Source organism: Bacillus cereus group sp. MYBK5-2 (assembly GCF_051915685.1).
Taxonomy (GTDB): Bacteria; Bacillota; Bacilli; order Bacillales; family Bacillaceae_G; genus Bacillus_A; species Bacillus_A cereus.
In genome coordinates this window covers 88,507-105,115 of the sequence record NZ_JBQAFE010000005.1, presented here as the reverse complement: position 1 = coordinate 105,115, position 16,609 = coordinate 88,507, and the positions used below count along the sequence as shown (strand labels likewise).

The window sequence follows — 16,609 nt, the reverse complement described above, 5'->3', positions numbered from 1 at the left end:
AATACAAATTTACTATATACAAGCATACGTTAAAGGAGGCTACTTTATGTTATCTACACCAATCGGACGATTAAGAGCAATTGGACTAGTTGAGGGTATTTCTTTCCTATTACTATTATTTGTAGCAATGCCATTGAAATATTTCGCAGGATTTGCAACAGCTGTTAAAATTACAGGCATGGCTCATGGTGTTCTATTTATTCTATTCATCTTTGCAGTAATTCAAGTAACAATCGTACACCGTAAATCAATTTTATGGGCACTTGGAGCATTCGTTTCATCAGTTATCCCATTTGGTACTTTTGTACTAGATGCAAAATTAAAGAACGAGCAACAATGATAATAAAAAGGTAGTTAACAACTGTTAACTACCTTTTCTATTTATAAATTTGGAATTTCCCAATCAATTTCTCTTTCGCCCATATTAGCTAAAATCGTATTTATTTTAGAATATGGCTTACTACCAAAGAAACCACGTCTTGCCGATAATGGGCTTGGATGTACAGATTCGATAATATGATGATTCGGATTCGTAATTAATTTCTTCTTCGCCTGCGCATGGCGCCCCCACAATATGAAAATAACTGGCTTTTCACGTTCGTTCAACAGTTCAATTACACGATCTGTGAAGTGCTCCCATCCTTTTCCCTTATGAGAATTTGCTTCGCCTTGACGAACTGTTAATACGGTATTTAGTAATAATACTCCTTGTTCCGCCCATTTTACTAAATAACCGTTATTCGGGATTTCATAACCATATTCATCTCGAAGTTCTTTATACATATTTAACAATGACGGTGGTGTTTTAACACCAGGTTGCACAGAAAAGCTTAAACCATGCGCTTGATTCGGTCCATGATATGGATCTTGCCCTAAAATGACAACCTTTGTATTTTCATAACTTGTATACTGAAGAGCGTTAAAAATATCTTCTACCTTCGGATAAACAACATGCGTGCTGTATTCTTCTGTCAAAAAACTGGATAGAGTAAGATAATACTCTTTCTCGAATTCTGGTGCCAATAGTGGCTCCCAATCATTCTTTAAAACATTTTCCATACTGTCACTTCCTGTCTAATTAATTCACCATATCCTGTCTTGTAAATACTACGAACGAAATAACAAGAGAAACAACTGCCCAAACAGTTAAATTCATCAAAGAAAATCCCATCGATAAACCTTGTAATGCAGGTAATTTTCCTGATAAATAATCCGTTAATGATAAATTCACACTAAAAATATATTTGGCGCCTTCCCAAGATGTTGCGAACGAGCTTAAAATACCGCCTGCAATTAATGCAGCTAGCATAACGCCCATACCAGCTGGTGTATTACGAATTAAAACAGAGACCATAAATGATATAGTTCCGACAACGATAGCAACAAACCAGGCTAGTCCATACGCCATTAAGATGTATTGCCACTGCGGAATAAGATGCACAAAGTTCGTATTTAACGTTTCCTTATCAATGACGAATCCTGTTAAAACAGGTAAATTCCATCCCGAGTACCCAAATACAAGCCCTGATAATATGTAAGCAAACAAACCTACAAGAAACAGTATGAGCGAAATGAAAAATAACATCGTCACGTATTTACTAAGGAGTATTTTCCAGCGCCGAATCGGCCGCGTAAGTAACATCTTCATCGTCCCATCACTTCGTTCTCCTGAAACGATATCAATGGCGACAATCATTACGAGAAGCGGAATAAATAATGTAATTCCTTGTTCAATAAATGCTCTGACAAAAGTCGGTGCACCCGGTGCCATCGGATTAATATCATGATCTAAATAATATTGTTGTTGCTCAACTCTTACCTTTAACCAATCACGCCATTCTTCTGGCAACCTAGAATTGTTCAACCGGTTCTGAGAATCAACAATTTGCTGTTGCAATGAAACCTTCCAATCAGTTGTACCGAGTCTTTTTTGTGTCGTTTCTATTTCACGATACTGCGCATACACAAAAAGCGGGATCAAGATTGCTAAAATAAGCATGACAACAAAAATACGTTTCTTGCGGTAAATCTTTTCTGATTCATTTAAAACTAGATTCGCAAATTCACGCATGCTGCTCACCCCTTGTGAGTTCAATAAATAAATCTTCTAGCGTAAATACAAGCTCCTTAACGCTATGTACATCTATTTCATTTGCGACAAAGTGTTTATTCCAACTACTTATAGATGCAATATCCATGCGGCATAGTAATCGATCGCCTTCTACACTCACTTCCCTTACTTCTTCGGCCGCTTCTAGCATATCTTTCGCCTTAGAAATCGGTGTAACAATCCATTCTACACGATCACTTGCTGTTTTAATTAATTCTTCAACCTTGGCAACTGTTATCATCTTTCCTTTATGAATAATAGCAACGCGATCGCATATCATTTGCACTTCACTTAGCAAGTGGCTTGAAATAAACACGCTCATATTTTCTTCTTTTACAAGCTTATGTATAAATTCCCTAAGTTCTCTAATCCCTGCTGGATCTAAACCATTCGTTGGTTCATCTAATATGAGCAATTTCGGATTTCCAAGGAGCGCCTGCGCAATTCCAAGGCGTTGTTTCATACCAAGTGAGTACGTTTTTACCTTGTCATGAATTCTTTCATCTAAATGAACCATTTCAGCAATTTCAATAATACGTTCATCTGATATATCACCTAACATACGAGCAAATTGCTTTAAATTTTCCCATCCCGTTAAATATGTATACAACTCTGGGTTTTCAACGATACTCCCAATTTGACGCATCGCTTCTCTGAAATTTTCCTTAATCGAATAACCACCGATAGAAATCGTACCTTCTGTCGCCTTAATCAATCCGACTAACATTCGAATGGTAGTCGTCTTTCCAGCACCATTTGGTCCTAAGAACCCGAACACTTCTCCTTGCTTTACATCAAAGGAAATATTCTCTACAAGAGTCTTCTTTCCAATTACCTTCTTCAAGTCTCGTACGGAAAGTATCATCGTCATTTTACCCCTCCTTGTTCTAGTTTTAATTTACTTACAACATTTTGAACTAAACGTTCTGCCATATACGTATAACCTACTTCGTTCGGATGAAAATGATCAGAGTATAATAAATCTTTCCCGCGGTTTTGGAATAAATCAAATGTCGGTGTAATATACACATTTTTATCGTTTAGCGCTAATTTCTCTAAAGATGCATTCCAGTCCACAACAATGTTTGAAGACCCTTTTAAATCTTCTACATCTTCAAAAGGATTGTATAAACCAAGCCAAAAAATCGGACTATCTGTATTTAATTTACGAATTTCTTCTATAATTTTCTTTGCTTCATTTTGAAACGTCTCTGTGTCAGGACGATACGTCTCTAAATCTATTTTCCCAAGTGATTCCCAGCCTGGGAACAAATCATTTCCACCAATCGTTAACACAATTACATCTGCTTGCTTAATTGAATATTGAGCGCCATTACTTTCAATTTGTTTTAATAAATCGGGCATTTTTGCACCACTAACTGCTAAATTTGTTAATGCAATTTTTTGCTTATAATCTTTTTGTAAATCCTCTTTCATTCGCCCAACATAGCCAATTCCTTCTTTATCACCAACGCCACGCGTTAATGAATCACCTAAACTAACGATTTGTAACGTTCCCGTTTTCTTTTTCTCTTTTGCCACTACATCGGTCTTTTTAATTAAATTTGAAGCTTTCGGATTTAATACATCATTTACACCTGAAACAAAGCCATATGCAAATAAACAGAAAGATGCAATTGTAATGAGTAGAATTACTTTTACTACTTTTGATCTCATATCAAAACCCCTTTTAGCCCTCATAGATTGTCCATAATTATACCAAACGAAATTTTGAAAAGCGATTTTCACACCTTCTCAATTATGTCGTTTCTCTATCTATTAACTCTGGTAATAACTCTATATGCTTCACATCTAATTTCTCTTCATTAATCTTTTCATATAATAATTCAAACGCTTTTACTCCAACGTTTTTACTAGAATGCGAAATCGTCGTTATACCCAATATATCTGCCACCTCTTGATCATCACACCCGATAATCGTAATATCCTCTGGAATACGAATTCCTTGTTTTTTTGCTTCTGTAACCATCCCCGCTGCAATATGGTTACAAGATACAAGGAACGCTGTCGGTTTTACTGACATATGAGCCCATTCTCTAATTACATTGCGTCCATCTTCCACTGTAAAACAACCTTCAAATTTCCAGGTCTCTAACGGTGTTACGATACTCTGTTGAAGCGAATCTTCATACGCCTTCTTTCGTCTTTGGCTATTAACACTATTACTTCTTCCAATACAATATCCAATACGTGTATGACCGGCATCTATTAAGCTTTTCATCCCACGTGAAAATACTTTGTAGTAATCGATATGTACACTTGAAATGCATTTTGAATCTATTTCTTCACACATAACAATCGGGCCGAATTTCGTATATTCTTCAAGCTTCTCCTTACTATTTGTCCGAGAACAAATAATAACCCCATCAAGCTTTTTCATTTTTAACATATTCAAAATTTCTAGTTCTCTTTCTTCACTATAATTCGTCTGGCAAAGCATCATATTATAATTATTCTTTGCTGTCTCTTTTGATATCCCCTCGATAATAGCGCTATAATATTGATCATTTACGTGTGGCAATAAAACGCCAATTACATTCGTTTTTCCTTTCACTAAATGAATTGCATTCACGTTTTGCGTGTAATTTAATTCTTCTATAATCGCTAAAATTTCTTTTCGTTTCTGTTCATTTACGTACGGATGATTATTTAGTACACGTGAAACAGTTGAAACAGATACTCCAGCAAGTTCAGCAATCTTTCTTATATTTGTCATCTCATTTTCCCCTTTTCACAAAAATTCTCCCTTGACCTGGTAAGCTTTCCACAATATATCCTTTCCTAGCAAATACATTTAGAAAGGATATACAACTATGCTTCGATTCAAATTAGAATATATATTTTTCATTGGCGGTTTACTCATTCTTGCCATCGGTATTAATATGATGACGACAATTACTTCCTTTGGACTTAGCCCTTATGATTCCTTCTTTATTGCACTATATCAAAATTTTGGGATAAGTATTGGTTTTTGGATTTTCATGATTAACTTTGCCTTTACACTTATCGTACTCTTTTGGAATAAAAAACAAATTACAATCGGTACAATTATAACGATGGTTCTTATTTCTCTTTTTGTTGATTGGATTGGTTCCATTACAACTATTATGGACGCTATCCGCTCTCTTCCAAAATATATAACACTTATTTGCGGAAATCTATTCGTTGGAGCTGGAATTGGTCTTTACGTCTCTACAAACCTTTGTGCAGCGCCTCAAGAAGCTTTCGTTTTAACGGTTGCCGAGAAGAAAAAATGGACGTTTAGAAGAACAGAGATTTCATTAGCCTTTTTATTTTTAACGTTAAGCTTTTTATTAGATGGACCTATCTATTTTGGAACAATCATCTTATCCTTTACAACAGGTTGGATTATCCAAGCATTTATTCAAGTTGGTACGCAGATTTTAAATAGAAAAGAGCCTATTAAGCAAGCTGCTTAATAGGCTCTTTCTGTTTTATGGTAAGAGATACTACTTAGCATCCCCTTCAATTCGATAGTTCGCTTTCAAACAATCTATTTCTTCATACCCTTGCAACGTATGTAGAATATAATCATAATCAGCAAGAGACGCACGATGCGTTACAATTACAATTTCAGCCTTTCCTTTCTCTTCAAGCGGCATTTGAATAATTTTCTCAAAGCTAACTCCGCGCTCAGAGAACAATGAAGTAATTTTTGCAAATACACCAATTTCGTCTTTTACATGCAGTCTTAAAAACTTTTTCACGACAATTTCGTCTGGCTCTTTTAATACTTTTTGATATTGTGGGACTACAGCACTATTTCCTGTTACCCCTAATCTAATATTTTGCATTACAGCAACTAAATCCGAAACAACAGCTGTAGCTGTCGGTAAACTTCCTGCGCCTGGTCCATAAAACATCGTTTCCCCAACTGCTTCACCGTACACATACACAGCGTTATATTCATTTTGTACTGCTGCAAGAGGATGTGTATTTGGAAGTAAAGTTGGTTCAACTGTAACCTCCAATTTTTCACCATCTCGTTTTGCAAGACCGATTAATTTAATTGTATAACCTAAGCTCTTACTGTATTCAATATCTTCCTCTGTAATAGAGGTAATACCTTTTACTTTCACATCTCCAAGCTCTACATTTGTAGAGAAACCGAGGGTAGCTAAAATCGTCATTTTTCTTGCTGCATCTAAACCTTCTACATCTGATGTTGGATCTGCTTCTGCAAATCCAAGTTGTTGGGCTTCTTTTAACACGTCGTTATATGCTCTCCCTTCGTCTGACATTTTCGTCAAAATAAAATTTGTTGTTCCATTTACAATTCCCATTACTTTCGTAATAAGATCTGAAGAAAGTCCTTCTACGATACTGCGTAAAATTGGAATTCCCCCTGCCACACTCGCCTCATAGAATAAATCAGCCTTATTATCTTTTGCTGTCGCTAATAATTCAGCTCCATGTAATGCCATTAAGTCTTTATTTGCAGTTACAACATGCTTTCCGCTTTTTAAAGCTTGTAAAATATATGATTTTGCATCATCAATGCCACCCATCACTTCAATAACAACATCAATATTTGGATTATCTAAAATTTCATTTGCATCTTGTGTCAATAGAGTAGAAGGTACCTCTACCTCTCTCTCTTTCTCAATGTTTTGCACTAATACTTTCGTTACCTTCACTGGACAACCTACTTGGTGTATGAGTCGTTCTTGATGATCCGTAATAATACGAACCACACCACTGCCAACTGTCCCAAGACCTAATAACCCAACTTGAATTTCTTTCATAGTACTGTCCACCCCTCAAAAATTGTGTTTAGATGAAATTATATGAGTAAAAAATCTGAAAAACAATGTATTTTGAACATTCGGAAAAATAAAGGTTAATCTTTACAAGGAAAACGTTGCCACGTGTTACACAATCTTTCTTTACAATATATAAGGGGTTTCTTGATACACGTAATAATTCAACCAATTAGAAAATAATAAATTACCATGACTCCTCCACCTAACAAGCGGCTTTTCATCTGGATTATTATGTTTAAAATAGTTTTTTGGCACATCAATATTTAATCCCTTGTCACGATCTCGTTCGTATTCTTGTTTTAACGTCTCACAACTATATTCGCTATGTCCAAGGGCAAACACTTGCCTTCCTTCTGGCCCAATAACAAGGTGAACACCTGCTTCTTCAGAGTTTGCTAACAATGTTAATTCTTTCACTCCTCTAATATCATTCTCTCGTACTTCTGTATGACGAGAATGCGGAGCAAAAAACAATTCATCAAATCCTTGTAATAATTTCACATGTTGCTCGCAAACTTCATGTTCAAATACACCGAACACTTTTTCCTTAAGGGGATACTTTGGAACACCATAATGATAGTACAAGCCAGCCTGTGCCCCCCAGCAAATATGGAGCGTAGATGTTACATTCGTTTTTGAATACTCCATAATATGTTTAAGCTCTTCCCAATAATCTACCTCTTCAAAAGCAAGGGTCTCCACTGGCGCTCCTGTAATAATGAGCCCATCAAACTTTTCATTTTCAATATCACGAAACGTTTTATAAAAGCTTGTTAAATGTTCTTGCGTTACATTACGCGATAGATGTGATTCCATATGAAGCAAATGAACATCTAATTGTAACGGTGTGTTTCCAATTAAGCGAAGTAATTGCGCCTCTGTATCTTGTTTCGTTGGCATTAAATTTAATATAGCAATTTTTAAAGCACGTATATCTTGTGTTTCTGCCCGCTCCTTCGTCATTACAAAAATATTTTCTTTTTGCAACACTTTGCGAGCCGGTAAATCTTTATCAATTATGATCGGCATGTGTTTTGCCTCCAACTAGAGCTGCTTCCAAATCTGCAATAATATCAGAAACATCTTCTATACCAACCGATAAACGAATTAAATCAGATGTAACACCCGCTAAACGCTGATCTTCAGCATTTAATTGTCTATGCGTCGTACTAGCAGGATGTATAACGCAAGTTCGTGCATCAGCTACGTGCGTTACAAGAGTTGCTAGTTTTACATTTGCGATAAATTCTTTTGCTGCTTCTAATCCGCCTTTAATACCGAAAGTTAAAACACCACTAGCACCTTTTTTCAAGTACTGTTGTGCTAATGAGTAATTTTCATTACTATCTAAGCCTGGATAATTCACCCATTCAATACGTTCATGATTAGCAAGCCACTTAGCAACTGCAAGAGCATTTTCACTATGACGTTCCATTCGTAAATGCAATGTTTCTAAGCCAATATTGCTAATATATGCATTGAATGGGCTCATACAATTTCCATAATCTCTTAATAGCTGAACACGTGCTTTCACAATATACGCTGCTGCACCAAAGTTTTGAACGTAACTTACACCGTGATAACTTGGATCTGGTTCAACAAGTTCAGGATACTTTCCATTTGTCCAATCAAAGTTTCCACCGTCAATTACAATACCGCCTAAGGAGCTCGCATGCCCATCGATATACTTCGTCGTAGAATGAACAATAATATTTGCCCCATGTTCAAACGCCTGGCATAAATAAGGAGTTGCTAATGTATTATCAACGATAAAAGGTACCTCTAATTCTTTAGCGGCAGCTGAAAATTCTTTAAAATTTAAAACATTCATCGCTGGATTTCCTAACGATTCTGCATAGATAAGTTTCGTCTTGTCATTAGCAAGCGCCGTGATTTCATCTGCCGTTAAATTTGGATTAAAGAACGTAACATCAATGCCAAGCTTACGTAAACTCACCCCAAATAAATTAAACGTTCCCCCGTAAACAGTTGAAGAGCAAAGTAAATGGTCTCCACTACTACAAATATTTAAAACTGCGAGCATAATAGCTGCTTGCCCAGAAGCCGTTGCAACAGCTCCTACACCGCCTTCTAAATCTGATAACTTCTGCTCAAATGCTGCTAGAGTAGGGTTTCCAATACGTGTATAAATATATCCTTCTGCCTCTAAGTTAAATAGAGCTGCTAAATCATCCGAAGTATCGTATTTATATGTTGTGCTTTGATAAAGTGGTAAAACACGTGGTTCACCATTCTTTGGTGTATAGCCACCTTGCACACAAATTGTTCCTTTTCCCCATGATTCTCCCATCTCTCATTCTCCTTTCTTTTATACAAAATAAAAAACTGCCCCTTTCCTGAAAACAAGAAAGGAGCAGTTTGAAAACACGCTCTAAAGGCTCTTTCTTATCTCTCAGGATTACTACCTGCAGGATTTGGCACAATTCCGTTATACGGCTGTTGCCAAGGTTTCATCGGGCCTGTCCCTCCACCTTTTCTTGATAAGACTATGCAATTACCGTTGATTTTATAGCAATAATTTCCTAATGTCAAACAGTTTTTCTGAATGTTCTAAAATAAATGTTAACAGTTTCATATAAAGCAACAAAAGAAATATATTCTAGTCTATTTCAAAAAAGACCTTTAAAAACCTCAAATCAGTCTATAAAATTAAATAAGTAATTTAACCTATAAATTCAAATTCCCCAAAAGTTAGCCTATATGTTGAATAGGCCATCTTCTCAAAAAGATACTATATATATTCAATCCATTTTTCACTAGTATATTTCACTTTTTTCCCTACTAAGATTTACATAACGGAGGTATAACATGACAAATAAAAAAGATATGCATTACATACTTGCTCTATATGGCATTCTTCTAGGATCTATAGTAGGAGCTACAGTCTGGTTATTTTTAGTCACAATAAATATTGGAATCCACTTTATTTGGGGATACTTGCCTGAAGTTCTCTCTTTTCCCTCTTATTACACCCTTTGCGTAACAATAATTGGCGGGGTCCTTGTTGGTCTATCACAAAAACATTTCGGTACATACCCACGCCTTATGCCTGAAGTGATGGCTGAATATAAAAAAACTGGTCGAATCGAATATCGCTTTGTCCATCGGGCTACTTTAACAGCGATTATTGTTTTAATTTTCGGTGCTAGTCTTGGTCCAGAAGCCGCACTAGTTGGAATTATAGGCGGACTGTGCACATGGGTAGGGGATCGCTTTAAATTTGCCTTAAAGGGTATGAATGAGCTAACCGAGATCGGAATTGGCGCTACTTTAAGTATCATTTTTAACGCACCATTATTCGGTTATTTAGCACCAAATGAAAATGAGGGGGAACAAATTGCTGCTTTTTCTAAAGGAAAAAAAGCGATTGTATACTTAGCTACTACTTTCGCAGGTTTTTCTGTTTATTTACTACTGAGTAAACTTGATAATCGTGGATCCTTTATTGTTGATTTCGGGGAAGGTGCACTTTCTTTCAATGAATGGATCGCATTTCTTCCACTTGCTAGTATCGGCGCTATAGTTGGTTTCTTTTATTTCAAGTTAGAATTCACATTAGAAAAGTTAATTCACCCTTTTAGAGAATACAAGCTGACACTCGGAATTATCGGTGGTATTTTATTAGGAATTGGGGGAACTTTTCTTCCGTACACATTATTTTCAGGGGAACATCAATTAAAAGAATTAGTTGTTGAATGGAGCCATTTATCTTTTTGGATACTACTTCTTTCAGGGATTTTAAAGTTGTGCATTACTGCCGTTTGTTTGAACACAGGGTGGCGAGGTGGACATATCTTCCCAATTATATTTTCTGGTTCAAGTATCGGATACGCAGTAGCATCTATTCTTCCTATAGATCCAGTAGCATCTGTTGCCATCGTAACGACAGCAATTTCAAGCTATGCGTTACGAAAGCCAATAGCTATAACATTACTATTACTTATGTTTTTCCCGCTTAATTTACTATTGCCCATGCTTGGTGCAGCTGCTATCGGGAATGCCTTTCCACTCCCAAAACATAACGAAAATAAAAATTAATAAAAATAGGCAGTGGGGACGAAAGCTCCACTGCCTATTTTTATTACACATGCTGCTTTAATAACGCTTCTAACTCCTCAAAATTATGCACTTCATATGTCGGTATAATCCCACTATCATTTAATTTCCTTTCTGGATTAAACCAACAAGTATCAATTCCCGCTACATATCCACCTTTAATATCAGCGCTTAATGAATCCCCAATAATCAGCCCTTCTTCAGGTGCAAAGTTAGGAATCCGTTCAAAAACATAATCAAAATACTCTTTCATCGGTTTTTGAAAACCTGTATCTTCCGAAACAAAGACATCTTTAAATAATGAATGTAACCCTGCATTACGCAAACGTTTATCTTGCGTCTTAGAAACACCATTTGTCACTATATACAATTCATACTCCCCTTGAATTTGATTTATAAATTCAAACGCACCTTGCATGAGTTGATTTCCTTCTTCTAAGTAGTTACGATAATTATTTTCGAATAATATTCCATTTACTTCTTCTCCATACTCTTTAAACAACAGAGAGAATCGTGTATTTACAACTTCATTGCGTGATAGTTCACCTTTTTCAAAAGCATCCCAAAGACCTTTATTTATTTTTTTATAACGAGTCTCTATCTCGTCTGTTAAAGGGATTCCCTTCTCTTCAAAAAGTACCCGTAAAGCCACTTTTTCAGCCTTTTGGAAGTCTAGTAATGTATCATCTACATCAAATAACAATGTTTTATATTTTTTCATAAATTCATCACACTCTCTTTTCTACAAAAACAAATTTACATAAATCGTATCATTCCTTCTTGTAAAGATAATAGGAGATATCTCATACTATACATAGGGGTGAAAATATGAAAATCAGCAAAAATGAGGAAGAAATTTATCAATACATGCGAATCCATCAATTCCATACCCTATTTTCATTTCATGTCTTGCCATATGTAGAGCTGCATTCTTTTCAAACGAAAGAGATGATATGTAGCGAAGGAAATGCTCTTCCTTATCTCTATTACTTAATTTCTGGGAGAGCCAAAATATATATGAGTCATAAAAACGGGAAGGTTTCATTAATTAATTTTATTCAAGCACCATCTTTTATCGGAGAATTAGGATTAATAGGAGTAGAAAATATTACTAAGTCCGTTGAAGTACTAGAAGATTGTGTGTGTTTGGCACTTCCTCTTAAAGATTGTCAGCAACTTTTATTACAAGATGCAACGTTTTTACAGCACTTATGTAAATTTATTGGAGAAAAGACAATTACTCGCACTGAAAATTACGCAAAAAACTATAGTTATCCTTTTGAAAATCGATTAGCTGCTTTTATTTTATTAACAGAGCAAAATAATTGTTATATAGAAAAGCATACCGAGGCCTCGGAATATTTAAATGTCAGCTACCGTCATCTTTTATATGTATTAAATCAGTTTTGCCAACAAAATTATTTAAGAAAAGAAGGCCGAACATATTATATACAAGATCGAAATACATTAGAAAAGCTTGCTGATGAACTAAAAATATAAAAAAGCAGCATTAACGTTTACATGTTAATGCTGCTTTTTTCGAGTGACGATTATAATTTTAATTAAAATTTACTTGCTACTTTAGCTGCTTCTTCAAGACCTGCAGCGATGATTTCTTCTGCTTTATCTGGGAATTGGTTATGCCCTTCAATAACTACTGTTTCCATGTTTGTTACGCCGAAGAAGCCCATCATACTTGCTACATATTTAACAGCCATTTCTACCTCAGCTGCTGGACCTTCTGAATATACGCCGCCTCTTGCATTTAATAATGCAATCTTCTTATCTCCAATTAGGCCAACTGGACCCTCTGGCGTATATTTAAACGTTTTACCAGCACGGTTTAAATAATCAATATATGTGTGCAATACTGCTGGAATCGTTAAGTTCCATAATGGGAAGCCGAAAATAACTTTATCAGCTTCTAGGAATTGATTTAAATACTTATCAGCAACTGCTACTGCTTTTGCTTCTTCTTCTGTTAAATCAAATCCTTTACCTACCTTGAATGTACCATTGACCATGTCTACGCCTACGTATGGTAATTCTTCTTTATATAAATCAAGTTCTACTACTGTATCATTTGGGTGTGCTTCTTTATAGTTCACTAAAAATGCCTCATATAATTTTACACTAACTGCTTGTTCCGCTGGACGGTTATTTGCTTTAACGAATAAAACTGTTGCCATTATTTATTCCTCCTAGTACTCACTCTTATGTTGTTATATGCTTTCAAAAAAGGTATCCCTTGTAATTGTTGTTTTGTTGCTTACAAACATATTTTATCTTTATATAAAGACAATTTCGTCCTCACATAGACGTATTTTTCCATAAAAAAAGTCCACCTTCTAAAGGCGAACTTGGTCTTACGACTTTCGTCTTATACAATTCCATTTTTAACTGCATATAATGCCGCTTGCGTACGATCAGATAAATTCAACTTACTCAAAATGCTACTTACATGCGCCTTAACCGTCTTTTCTGTAATAACTAAAACAGATGCAATTTCCTTATTGCTCATCCCTTTCGCTAATAGCTGCAATACTTCATTTTCTCTCGCTGTTAGCACATCCACTTGAATAGAAGGTTCTTCTTCCTTTTCTTCTACAGGTAATGTTTGAGAGAGAAGAGCATTTGCTATATCCGGATGTAATTGAATATTACCTTTATATGCGCTTCGAATAGCCTCAACAAGCTGATCTGGTTCTACATCTTTTAAAATATACCCACTTGCTCCAGCCCTTAATGCAGGTAACACATGCGCCTGATCAGAAAAGCTAGTTAATACAATTACTTTCACATTTGGATACTCTTTTTTTATATATGCCGTCGCCTCAACACCATCCATTTCAGGCATATATAAATCCATTAATATAACATCGGGATTTGTTTCTCCTACTTTCACTAACGCTTCTTTCCCATTATTCGCTTCTCCAACTAACTCTAAATCTTCCTGTGTACTTAAGAAAAATGCTAATCCTTTTAAAACGACTGTATGATCATCAACTAACAATACTTTTATTTTCACAAACTTCCCTCATTTTCACATCATAATGGTACATTTACTTTTACGCTCGTTCGTTTATTACTACTTACAATTTTAATTGTTCCACCAACTAATTCTACTCTTTCACGCATCGTAGTCATACCTAGTGATTTCTTTTCTTTTATATTCTTTTCCACAAAGCCCTTTCCTTGATCAACTATTTCTAATGATACATTTTTCTCATTCACTGTAAAATAAATCGTCGCTTCTTTTACACCTGCATGCTTACTTACATTGTTCAGTGCTTCTTGGCCTATGCGCCACAAAGCTTCTTCTACTACACGAGGTAAATCACGAACACCCGTAACTTGCTCCCTAATTTTCAGTCCCAAATTTTCACCGTACTGCTTTAGAGCTGGCAATAATCCTTTTTCTAATCCTGCCGGACGAAGCTGCCAAATTAATGTCCTCATTTCTTTCAAAGCTCCTTGCGCAAGTTCACGCATCTCATGCAAAGATTGATCTACCTTTTCATTTTTACCTTTTAAAACTGCCTCGGCGCCTTTTGTCATGAAGGTTAATGAAAATAATTTTTGCGAAACAGAATCATGTAAATCTCTTGCTAACCGATTTCTTTCTTCCATTCGTACAAGTTCACGGCGCTGCTCGTTTAACCTCAAATTCTCTATTATTAACGAAACATGGTTCGATAATGCTTGAATTACGTCTATTGTATTAGCATCAAACTCTCCATTATTCAAGCTAACACATAAAACACCAAATATATGGTTTTGAATATGTATTGGTGTAGCAATAACAGCTCGATTTAGATGTACATTATGTCCTATTTGATGTTTTATTAGAACTGGTTCATCTTGTTCTAACGCCCTCTTGGCCGCCTCTTTTACATCCTCTTGTAACTCTTCCTGAACGTAAGACGCTCGCAGAGATAATTCTTTTTCCTCCCTAATAAAAAGCGCTACTTGATTCCATTGAAATACTTCACCTACGTGATTTACCACTTTTTCAGGTAGTACATTAAACTTATGAATCGTTTTTAAATCTTGAATGAAACGCTCTAATTTCACATAATAATGTGCTCTTCTCTTTTCATTTTCATATAATTTTGTTCGCTTTAAAGCCGTACCAATTTGGAAAGCAACCGATTGGAGTAATACTAATTCTTCTTCTGAAAAATGTGTTTTACCCGGACTTGCAACATTTAACACCCCAAATTTTTCTCCCCCAGCTTTTAAAGGAACCGTAGCATGATGAAGAATGCCCTCCGTATCTCCCCAATTATATTCAATTGCATTATTAATTCTTTTACATTCAATAATATTAACGGCTCTCTCTAATTTTCCATCTACAAAACCTCGTAAACACCAACATTCACCTTCGCACATCGGGCGTTTATTTTCATATGTCAGTGCCTCTGGTAATTGATAGTCAATTAACTTCGTATACTTCCCATTTTCATCCGCAAGAAAAATCCATCCTGTCGTTAAACCTGTTACACTTAGTAATTTCTCTAGGACAGCTTGCAATACATGATATGTATCATTTGATGTATTTAATGTTTCTGCAATTTCCTTTAATATAACTAATTCATTTGTACGATTATCTCGAAACATACTCAGTCTCCTGCATACAAGATTTTAAATAGCTCTTAAAATAAATCATCTACTTTTCACTTTGTACTTATTCGTAACATTGATATAATGGTGAGAACATAGTTTTCATTATATCACTCGAGGGGGCTTTCATAATGACATTAAATAAAGCACTTACTATCGCTGGTTCTGACACAAGTGGCGGTGCTGGTATACAAGCAGATTTAAAAACATTCCAAGAACTGGGCGTATACGGAATGACATCTCTTACAACAATCGTAACGATGGATCCACATAACGGTTGGGCACATAACGTATTTCCAATCCCAGCTTCTACATTAAAACCACAATTAGAAACAACAATTGAAGGTGTTGGCGTAGACGCTTTAAAAACAGGTATGCTTGGATCAGTAGAAATTATTGAAATGGTTGCAGAAACAATCGAAAAGCACAATTTCAATAATGTAGTAGTTGACCCTGTTATGGTATGTAAAGGTGCTGATGAAGCATTACATCCTGAAACGAATGACTGCTTACGTGACGTTCTTGTGCCAAAGGCATTAGTTGTAACACCAAACTTATTTGAAGCTTACCAATTAAGTGGCGTAAAGATTAATTCTCTTGAAGACATGAAAGAAGCAGCGAAAAAGATCCATGCTTTAGGTGCGAAATACGTCCTAATTAAAGGCGGTAGCAAACTTGGTACGGAAACTGCAATCGACGTCCTATATGATGGAGAAACATTCGACCTTCTAGAATCAGAAAAAATTGATACGACAAATACACACGGCGCAGGTTGCACATATTCTGCTGCAATTACAGCAGAACTTGCAAAAGGAAAACCTGTGAAAGAAGCAGTAAAAACTGCTAAAGAATTCATCACGGCTGCTATTCGTTACTCATTCAAAATTAACGAATACGTAGGTCCAACTCACCATGGTGCATATCGTAAATTTGTTGTATCAAAAGAGCTTGTCTAATATATAAATAAAAAACACTCACAAAGTTCATACATTGC

At 35.7% G+C, this 16,609-nt stretch carries 17 protein-coding genes and 1 riboswitch; of the genes, 5 read left to right on the top strand and 12 right to left on the bottom strand.

Going from position 1 to position 16,609, the window contains the following annotated elements; all coding sequences use genetic code 11:
• Positions 1–46: 46 nt before the first annotated feature.
• Positions 47–340 carry a DUF3817 domain-containing protein gene (locus ACTFP3_RS18385; RefSeq protein WP_000953396.1) on the top strand — a complete coding sequence of 98 codons (294 nt, stop codon included), beginning with the start codon at positions 47–49 and terminating at the stop codon, positions 338–340.
• Between the two features lie 41 nt (positions 341–381).
• Here ACTFP3_RS18385 and ACTFP3_RS18380 read toward each other — a convergent pair whose 3' ends face one another.
• The 5 genes from ACTFP3_RS18380 to ACTFP3_RS18360 are packed head-to-tail and all read right to left on the bottom strand — an operon-like array spanning position 382 to position 4,847.
• On the bottom strand, positions 382–1,059 hold the full coding sequence (locus tag ACTFP3_RS18380) for a uracil-DNA glycosylase (RefSeq protein ID WP_000432519.1): 678 nt from the start codon (positions 1,057–1,059) through the stop codon (positions 382–384).
• 19 nt (positions 1,060–1,078) lie between these two features.
• Positions 1,079–2,071: an ABC transporter permease subunit gene (locus ACTFP3_RS18375; RefSeq protein WP_001206477.1), complete on the bottom strand. Its 993-nt coding sequence runs from the start codon at positions 2,069–2,071 to the stop codon at positions 1,079–1,081.
• Entirely contained in the window at positions 2,064–2,981 is a 918-nt protein-coding gene (locus tag ACTFP3_RS18370; protein WP_000177827.1) for an ABC transporter ATP-binding protein, read from the bottom strand. The genes ACTFP3_RS18375 and ACTFP3_RS18370 overlap by 8 nt, the downstream gene beginning before the upstream one ends.
• A complete protein-coding gene (locus ACTFP3_RS18365) occupies positions 2,978–3,859 on the bottom strand; it encodes an SGNH/GDSL hydrolase family protein (protein WP_002022849.1) in 882 nt (293 codons plus the stop codon). Before ACTFP3_RS18365 ends, ACTFP3_RS18370 begins: the two co-directional genes overlap by 4 nt.
• 10 nt (positions 3,860–3,869) lie before the next feature.
• Positions 3,870–4,847 (bottom strand): LacI family DNA-binding transcriptional regulator, encoded by a 978-nt coding sequence (locus ACTFP3_RS18360; protein ID WP_000181975.1) that lies wholly within the window; start codon positions 4,845–4,847, stop codon positions 3,870–3,872.
• A gap of 97 nt (positions 4,848–4,944) precedes the next feature.
• Here ACTFP3_RS18360 and ACTFP3_RS18355 point away from each other — a divergent pair, with 97 nt between their 5' ends.
• Positions 4,945–5,571 carry a YczE/YyaS/YitT family protein gene (locus ACTFP3_RS18355; RefSeq protein ID WP_149150095.1) on the top strand — a complete coding sequence of 209 codons (627 nt, stop codon included), beginning with the start codon at positions 4,945–4,947 and terminating at the stop codon, positions 5,569–5,571.
• Between the two features lie 30 nt (positions 5,572–5,601).
• Here the strand turns inward: ACTFP3_RS18355 and ACTFP3_RS18350 are convergent, their stop codons facing one another.
• The 3 genes from ACTFP3_RS18350 to ACTFP3_RS18340 form a co-directional block, all read right to left on the bottom strand.
• Positions 5,602–6,897: a homoserine dehydrogenase gene (locus ACTFP3_RS18350; protein ID WP_000659109.1), complete on the bottom strand. Its 1,296-nt coding sequence runs from the start codon at positions 6,895–6,897 to the stop codon at positions 5,602–5,604.
• Positions 6,898–7,038: 141 nt separating this feature from the next.
• Positions 7,039–7,944 (bottom strand): homoserine O-acetyltransferase MetA, encoded by a 906-nt coding sequence (gene metA / locus ACTFP3_RS18345; protein ID WP_001121540.1) that lies wholly within the window; start codon positions 7,942–7,944, stop codon positions 7,039–7,041.
• Positions 7,928–9,226: a bifunctional O-acetylhomoserine aminocarboxypropyltransferase/cysteine synthase gene (locus tag ACTFP3_RS18340; RefSeq protein WP_000504780.1), complete on the bottom strand. Its 1,299-nt coding sequence runs from the start codon at positions 9,224–9,226 to the stop codon at positions 7,928–7,930. The genes metA and ACTFP3_RS18340 overlap by 17 nt, the downstream gene beginning before the upstream one ends.
• A gap of 92 nt (positions 9,227–9,318) precedes the next feature.
• Positions 9,319–9,423, bottom strand: a riboswitch (SAM riboswitch).
• A gap of 321 nt (positions 9,424–9,744) precedes the next feature.
• Between ACTFP3_RS18340 and ACTFP3_RS18335 the strand changes: the two genes are divergently transcribed.
• On the top strand, positions 9,745–10,974 hold the full coding sequence (locus tag ACTFP3_RS18335) for a chloride channel protein (RefSeq protein ID WP_440010951.1): 1,230 nt from the start codon (positions 9,745–9,747) through the stop codon (positions 10,972–10,974).
• 43 nt (positions 10,975–11,017) lie between these two features.
• Here ACTFP3_RS18335 and ACTFP3_RS18330 read toward each other — a convergent pair whose 3' ends face one another.
• Positions 11,018–11,713 (bottom strand): YjjG family noncanonical pyrimidine nucleotidase, encoded by a 696-nt coding sequence (locus ACTFP3_RS18330; protein WP_069604551.1) that lies wholly within the window; start codon positions 11,711–11,713, stop codon positions 11,018–11,020.
• A gap of 107 nt (positions 11,714–11,820) precedes the next feature.
• Between ACTFP3_RS18330 and ACTFP3_RS18325 the strand changes: the two genes are divergently transcribed.
• Complete coding sequence (locus ACTFP3_RS18325) at positions 11,821–12,492, top strand: transcriptional regulator YeiL (RefSeq protein ID WP_000703327.1); 672 nt, start codon at positions 11,821–11,823, stop codon at positions 12,490–12,492.
• A 62-nt stretch (positions 12,493–12,554) separates the two neighbouring features.
• Here the strand turns inward: ACTFP3_RS18325 and ACTFP3_RS18320 are convergent, their stop codons facing one another.
• From ACTFP3_RS18320 to ACTFP3_RS18310, 3 genes are all read right to left on the bottom strand, one after another.
• On the bottom strand, positions 12,555–13,181 hold the full coding sequence (locus tag ACTFP3_RS18320; protein ID WP_440010949.1) for an FMN-dependent NADH-azoreductase: 627 nt from the start codon (positions 13,179–13,181) through the stop codon (positions 12,555–12,557).
• A 191-nt stretch (positions 13,182–13,372) separates the two neighbouring features.
• Positions 13,373–14,020, bottom strand: a complete 648-nt coding sequence (locus tag ACTFP3_RS18315; protein WP_000695799.1) for a response regulator — start codon at positions 14,018–14,020, stop codon at positions 13,373–13,375.
• 20 nt (positions 14,021–14,040) lie between these two features.
• Positions 14,041–15,612, bottom strand: coding sequence for a GAF domain-containing sensor histidine kinase (locus tag ACTFP3_RS18310; RefSeq protein ID WP_000488144.1), 1,572 nt, complete (start codon positions 15,610–15,612; stop codon positions 14,041–14,043).
• A gap of 134 nt (positions 15,613–15,746) precedes the next feature.
• On the opposite strand from ACTFP3_RS18310, the gene pdxK reads away from it, so the two are divergent.
• Positions 15,747–16,571, top strand: a complete 825-nt coding sequence (gene pdxK / locus ACTFP3_RS18305; protein ID WP_000174264.1) for a pyridoxine/pyridoxal/pyridoxamine kinase — start codon at positions 15,747–15,749, stop codon at positions 16,569–16,571.
• The last annotated feature ends 38 nt before the right edge of the window (positions 16,572–16,609 follow it).